Origin of the sequence: Pseudooceanicola lipolyticus (assembly GCF_002786325.1) — a bacterium.
In the GTDB taxonomy this organism is placed as follows: Bacteria; Pseudomonadota; Alphaproteobacteria; order Rhodobacterales; family Rhodobacteraceae; genus Pseudooceanicola_C; species Pseudooceanicola_C lipolyticus.
This window is the reverse complement of the sequence record NZ_PGTB01000204.1, coordinates 1-5580: the sequence shown is the minus strand read 5'-3', so window position 1 is coordinate 5580 and position 5580 is coordinate 1. Positions and strand designations below refer to the sequence as shown.

The following is a 5580-nucleotide window of genomic DNA, read 5'->3' as shown; positions in this document are numbered from 1 at the left end:
CCGCCGCCACCGCGCCAAAGCTGGTCGGCGTCGCGTGCTGGCCATAGGTGCGCGCCGGCATCGGCAGGTCCGCGTGGGTCTCGGCCAGCCCGGCCAGCGCGCTCAGCACCGCGTGCAGATCGGCCTCGATCAGCACCAGCGCCTGCCGCAGCCGCAGGATCAGCGCGCTGTCCTGGATGTCCTGCGAGGTGGCGCCCCAATGTACATATTGCGCATGTTCGGGCGCCTGCATCGCGGCGCGGAAGGCGGCGACCAGTGCCGGCACGCTGACGCCGTTGCTGTTGGTGGCCTCGGCCATCGCCGCCGGGTCGATCTGCACCTCCATCGCCGCGCGCGAGATCGCCGCGGCGCTGAGTTCGGGGATCACCCCGTGTTCGCCCTGTACCTTGGCCAGCGCCCCTTCGACCAACAGCATGGCGCGGATCTCGGCGCTGTCGCTGAACAGTCGCCCGGCCTCGCCGGGGGAGAAAAGCCCGCCATACAGCGCGCTGTCAAAGACCGAGGCAGCCATCACATATCCAGGAAGACGGTCTCGCCCTCGCCCTGAAGCCGGATGTCGAACCGATAGGTGCCGTTGCCGGTGTCCTTGGCGATCAGCGTCGGCACCCGGTTCTGGTGTTCCAGCCGGGTCAGCAGCGGGTCGCTGCTGTGGTCGTCGCCCTCAAAATACATCCGGGTCTGCAGCCCCATATTGATCCCGCGCGCCACGATCCACACGGCGATATGCGGCGCCTGGCCGCCATTGGCGCCGGGTTTGACCGTTTTCAACTCCCATTCGCCGGTCTCCAGACCCGACGGGCGCCGGGCAAAACCCTGCGCGCCGGGGCCATAACGGCCCTTGGCATCGGCCTGCCAGAATTCGATCAGCACATCGCGCAGCACCGTGCCGGTGCCGTCATAGACAATGCCGGTGACGGTGATGCGCTCGCCCTCGGCATCGTCCGGGAAAGGCTGGCCGCCCAGATCGGTTTCATAGATGCCGTGGATACCGACGAAATTCGGCGTGCAGCCGATATGCACGTAGGGGCCGGCGGTCTGCGAGGTGGTTTCGGGCAGGGTGTCGAGTTTCTGGACCATGTCACAGCCCCTCCATGCGGTTTTCGAACATCGTCTGGCGCGAACCGCGCAGCACGATGTCAAATTTGTAGGCCAGGCAGTCCAGCGGCAGCGCCCGGGTCATGTCCAGTGGTGCGATCAGCCGGTCGATCGCCGCCTGGTCCGGTATGGTGTTCACGATCGGGCAGCGCGCGATCAGCGGGTCGCCCTCGAAATACATCTGGCTGATCAGCCGCTGGCCAAAGCTGGCCCCGAACAGCGAAAAATGGATGTGCATCGGCCGCCAGTCATTGCCGCCATTGGGCCAGGGATAGGCGCCGGGGCGCACGGTGAGAAACTCGTAGGAGCCGTCCTCGCCGGTGATGGTCCGGCCGCAGCCGCCGAAATTCGGATCGAGCGGGGCAAGGTAATTGTCCTTCTTGTGGCGATACCGGCCGCCGGCATTGGCCTGCCAGACCTCGACCAGCGCGCCGGAAATCGGCCGGGCAAATTCGTCCAGCACCCGGCCATGCACGATGATGCGCTCGCCGATGGCGGGCTGACCGGTATAGTTCAGGATCAGGTTGTTGTCATGTTCGCCCAGCACCTCATGTCCGAAAACCGGGCCGGTCTGTTCGGTCGCCGTGGCCGGGCCCGAGATCAGCGCCCGCGACGGGCTGCGCGCCACCGTTGACTTGTAGCCGGGCGCATGGGCCGGCGGTTGAAAGCTGCGGGTTCTGGGTATCAGGGTCATGGCTGATCCTCCATTTCGGCGAAGGTGGCTTTGGCAAGCTTGATGGCATGGTTGGCCTTGGGCACACCGGCATAGATGGCGACGTGCTGGAACGCTTCGATCACGTCTTCGCGGCTGGCGCCGGTGCGGGCGGTGGCGCGGATATGCATCGGGATCTCCTCGAAATTCCCGGTTGCCGCCAACAGCGCCAGGGTCAGCATCGACCGTTCGCGCCGGGTGATCGCGTCGCTGGCCCAGACGGTGCCCCAGGCGCCTTCGGTGATCAGCGTCTGGAACGGTTTGTCCAGCTCGGTCTTGGCCGCTTCGGCGCGGTCGACATGGGCGTCGCCCAGCACCGCGCGGCGGACTTCCATGCCCTTGTCGAATGCGTCAGACATGCCCGACCTCCTTCAGGAAACCACCCAGCACCTCGGCATATTCCTCCGGGTTCTCGACGCAGGGCAGGTGCCCGGCGCCACGGATCAGGTGAAAGCGCGCGCCGGGGATCAGGTCGATCGTCTCGCGCACCAGGTCCGGCGGCGTCGATCCGTCCTGATCGCCGGCAATGCCCAGCGCCGGCAGGCGCAAGCCGCTGGTGGGGGTGTAGAAATCGCTGCCCGCGATGGCCGCCGAACACCCGGCATAGCCCTCGGCAGGCTGGCGCACCAGCATGTTGCGCCAGGCTTCCAATTCGCCGGTTTCGCGGAAACGCTTGGAAAACCAGCGTTCCATCACCGGGTCGGCCAGTGGCTCGATCCCGCCGGCATTGACCGCGTCGATCCGCTCCTGCCACATTTCCTTGGTGCCGATCTTGGCGCCGGTATTGGACAGGACCAGCGCCCGCACGATGTCCAGCCGCTTGACCGCCAGGCCCTGCGCGATCATGCCGCCAATCGACAGCCCGACAAAGACGCAGTCGCGGATGTTCAGTTGATCGCAGAGCTTTTCGACGTCGCTGACCAGCGCGCCCATCGCGTAGGGCGCCTTGGGCATCGACGACAGCCCATGCCCACGCTTGTCATAGCGGATGAATTTCAGCCCCTGCGGCAGCAGCGGCAGCACCTTGTCCCACAGCCGCAGATCGGTGCCCAGCGAATTGGCAAATACCACCGGCGCACCGTCCGGGTCACCGTCTATCCGGTAATGCAGCCGCACATCGCCAAGATCGGCCATCTCCATCCTTGTCCCTCCCAAGCTGGCGCAGGGGCTACATAACCGGGAGCAGCGGCAAAGGTAAAGCAGGCTGAATGTGTTAAGTGCGGCGGCCTCAGCCGCGCCGGCGGGCCTGCAGGCGGCCGATAAGGTGATTCAGCATCATCGCCAGCAGCAGCACCGGCACCAGGCCGAAAGCGGCCCAGATGGCAAAGAAGATCCAGGCCAGGTTGATGGCGAAGGAGACAAGCGCCGCATTGGTATAATCGGGCGCCGCTGAGATTTTGTGGCCGTGCATGTCGGGAACCGGAACGTTGAACGTCCTAAAACCCTAGCGCCGCGGGCTGCAATGTCAGGTAAATTCCGCGTTGGCGGGGCTTAGCCCCGCGCCGCTGCCAATGCTTTGGGCAGCGCTTCGGCCAATGCATCGAGATCGGGCGCGCGCCCGCAGCTGACCCGGATGCAGCGGTTCTGCGGCGCGGCAAAGGGCATCCGGATGAAGATGCCCATCGCCGCGAATTCGCCGACCAACGCTTTGGCCAGCTCGGCGCCGCCGCCGCAATCGATGGTGACGAAATTGGTGGCCGAGGGCAGCGGGCGCAGGCCGTTTTCAGTGGCAATCGCGGCGATCCGGTCGCGCGCGGCGGCAATCTCGCCCAGCACATGGGCCAGCCAGTCCTGATCGGCCAGGGCGGCCAGCGCCCCGGCCTGCGCCGCCCGGTTCATCGCGAAATGGTTGCGCACCTTGTTGAACGCCGCCGCCAGTTCGGGCGCGGCCAGGGCATAGCCGACCCGCGCCCCCGCCATGCCATAGGCCTTGGAAAAGGTGCGCATCCGGATCACCCGCGGATCATCCGCCGCAACGCTCAGCGCGGTGCCGGCGGGCGCACATTCGGCATAGGCCTCGTCCAGCACCAGCAAACAGCCCTCGGGCAGATGGTCGAGCAGGTCGCGGATCACCGCGCCGGAATGCCAGCTGCCCATCGGGTTGTCGGGATTGGCCAGATAGACCAGCTTGGCCCCGGTCTGTGCCGCCATGTCCAGCAGCGCCTGCGGGTCTTCCCGGTCGTCGCGATAGGGCACCTTGTGCAGCACCCCGCCATAGCCGGCAACGTGGAAATTGAAAGTGGGATAGGCGCCGTCCGAGGTGACCACCGCGTCACCCGGCCCGATCAGCAGGCGTACCAGATAGCCCAGCAGACCATCGATGCCTTCGCCTACGGTCACATGGTCCGGGCTGACGCCGTGAAACTCGGCCAGCGCCCGGCGCAGATCGTGATTTTCCGGGTCGCCATACATCCAGATCGCGTCCATCGCCGCGCGCATCGCGTCGATGGCGCGGGGCGAGGGCCCAAAGACGTTTTCATTGGCGCCGATCCGGGCGCGAAACGGCATGCCGCGCGCACGTTCCTGCGTTTCCGGCCCGACGAAGGGGACGGTGGCGGGCAGCGACGCGGCAAGCGGGGTATAGCGCGGAAAAGTCATGGCGCTCAGATAAGCGCAAGCCGCCGGCTCGGGCAAGCTATCTGTCGGGGCGGGTCAGCACGTAATACGCGCCGCAGGCCATCGCCAGCGCCTGGATCACCAGCACCCGCGCCGGAACGCCGAGCAGCCCGCTGACCGCCAGGGTCAGCGCCATCACCGAACAGGCGCCGATCTTGACCCGCCGGGGGATGGCGCCGGTGGTCTCCCAATCGGCGATCATCGGCCCGAACCGGCGGTGCCCGGTGATCCAGCCGCGCAGCCGGGGCGAGCCCTTGCCAAAGCAGAAGGCCGCCAGCAGCACCAGCGGCGTGGTCGGCAGCACCGGCAGGAAGATCCCGACGATCCCCACCGCCAGGGCCAGCAGCCCCGCCGCCGCCCAGACCGGGCGCAGCCGCCCGGCCGGCGGCCGGGTCTGGGAGGGATCGCTCTGCATCTCGGGATTTGTCTCCTTGCCGCTGGCCAACAGATAGGTCATGCCGCTGCCGCCGCAAACCCCGGCCGTGCCGCCACGTTGCGCTGGCCACCGGCGCCGGAACCGGGCAGGTTGGCGGTGCACAGGGCGGGGAGGCTGGCATGGCGCGGGTATCGGTCGAATATGAAAACAACGTGGCGCGGGTCACCCTGACCCGGCCGGACAAGATGAACGCGCTGGACGATGCGATGATCAAGGCGATCATCGCCGCGGGCGAGGAGGTGGCCGCCTCGGAGGCGCGCGCGGTGGTGCTGGCCGGTGAGGGGCGCAGCTTCTGCGCCGGGCTCGACGTGGCAAGCTTTGCCAAACTGGCCGGAGTGGATGCCGAAAGCTGGCTGATGGCGCGCAGCCACGGCGCCGCCAACGAGGTGCAGGCGGTGGCGATGGTCTGGCGGACGCTGCCGGTGCCGGTGATCGCGGCGCTGCAGGGGGCGGTGTATGGCGGCGGGCTGCAATTGGCGCTGGGCGCCGATATCCGCATCGCCGCGCCCGAGACCAAGCTGGCGGTGATGGAAATGAAATGGGGCCTGGTGCCGGATATGGCCGGCATGGCGCTGCTGCCGGCGCTGATGCGGTCCGACGTGCTGCGGCTGCTGACCTATACCGCGCGCCCGGTTGCGGCCCCGCAGGCCGAGCGCTGGGGCCTGGTGACCGAGATCGCCGAGGATCCGCTGGCCGCGGCGCTGGCGCTGGCGGAAGAGAT

General features: G+C 67.4%; 9 protein-coding genes. 1 reads left to right on the top strand and 8 read right to left on the bottom strand.

The features are described from left to right. From CVM52_RS23090 to CVM52_RS23055, 8 genes are all read right to left on the bottom strand, one after another. The coding region (locus tag CVM52_RS23090) for a lyase family protein (protein ID WP_240621047.1) at positions 1-511 on the bottom strand (511 nt) is incomplete at its 3' end. Next, entirely contained in the window at positions 511-1077 is a 567-nt protein-coding gene (pcaG, locus tag CVM52_RS23085) for a protocatechuate 3,4-dioxygenase subunit alpha (protein ID WP_100164701.1), read from the bottom strand. The genes CVM52_RS23090 and pcaG, both read right to left, overlap by 1 nt. Before the next feature lies 1 nt (position 1078). Beyond that, on the bottom strand, positions 1079-1789 hold the full coding sequence (gene pcaH / locus CVM52_RS23080) for a protocatechuate 3,4-dioxygenase subunit beta (RefSeq protein WP_100164700.1): 711 nt from the start codon (positions 1787-1789) through the stop codon (positions 1079-1081). After that, complete coding sequence (gene pcaC / locus CVM52_RS23075) at positions 1786-2166, bottom strand: 4-carboxymuconolactone decarboxylase (protein ID WP_100164699.1); 381 nt, start codon at positions 2164-2166, stop codon at positions 1786-1788. The genes pcaH and pcaC overlap by 4 nt, the downstream gene beginning before the upstream one ends. Then, positions 2159-2947, bottom strand: a complete 789-nt coding sequence (pcaD, locus tag CVM52_RS23070) for a 3-oxoadipate enol-lactonase (RefSeq protein ID WP_100164698.1) — start codon at positions 2945-2947, stop codon at positions 2159-2161. Before pcaD ends, pcaC begins: the two co-directional genes overlap by 8 nt. Before the next feature lie 88 nt (positions 2948-3035). Continuing rightward, positions 3036-3218 carry a histidinol phosphate aminotransferase gene (locus CVM52_RS23065; protein ID WP_100164697.1) on the bottom strand — a complete coding sequence of 61 codons (183 nt, stop codon included), beginning with the start codon at positions 3216-3218 and terminating at the stop codon, positions 3036-3038. Positions 3219-3298: 80 nt separating this feature from the next. After that, positions 3299-4405, bottom strand: coding sequence for a pyridoxal phosphate-dependent aminotransferase (locus CVM52_RS23060; RefSeq protein ID WP_100164696.1), 1107 nt, complete (start codon positions 4403-4405; stop codon positions 3299-3301). 37 nt (positions 4406-4442) lie between these two features. Continuing rightward, positions 4443-4880 carry a YbaN family protein gene (locus CVM52_RS23055; protein WP_240621046.1) on the bottom strand — a complete coding sequence of 146 codons (438 nt, stop codon included), beginning with the start codon at positions 4878-4880 and terminating at the stop codon, positions 4443-4445. 98 nt (positions 4881-4978) lie between these two features. Here CVM52_RS23055 and CVM52_RS23050 point away from each other — a divergent pair. Next, on the top strand, positions 4979-5580 hold a 602-nt coding region (locus CVM52_RS23050; RefSeq protein WP_100164695.1), incomplete at its 3' end, for a crotonase/enoyl-CoA hydratase family protein.

What these genes read in the sequence shown, in the direction of transcription:
- CVM52_RS23055 (WP_240621046.1), bottom strand. Translation starts at nt 4,880, where the DNA reads ATGACCTATCTGTTGGCCAGCGGCAAGGAGACAAATCCCGAGATGCAG.
- CVM52_RS23060 (WP_100164696.1), bottom strand. Translation starts at nt 4,405, where the DNA reads ATGACTTTTCCGCGCTATACCCCGCTTGCCGCGTCGCTGCCCGCCACC.
- CVM52_RS23065 (WP_100164697.1), bottom strand. Translation starts at nt 3,218, where the DNA reads ATGCACGGCCACAAAATCTCAGCGGCGCCCGATTATACCAATGCGGCG.
- pcaG (WP_100164701.1), bottom strand. Translation starts at nt 1,077, where the DNA reads ATGGTCCAGAAACTCGACACCCTGCCCGAAACCACCTCGCAGACCGCC.
- pcaH (WP_100164700.1), bottom strand. Translation starts at nt 1,789, where the DNA reads ATGACCCTGATACCCAGAACCCGCAGCTTTCAACCGCCGGCCCATGCG.
- pcaC (WP_100164699.1), bottom strand. Translation starts at nt 2,166, where the DNA reads ATGTCTGACGCATTCGACAAGGGCATGGAAGTCCGCCGCGCGGTGCTG.
- pcaD (WP_100164698.1), bottom strand. Translation starts at nt 2,947, where the DNA reads ATGGAGATGGCCGATCTTGGCGATGTGCGGCTGCATTACCGGATAGAC.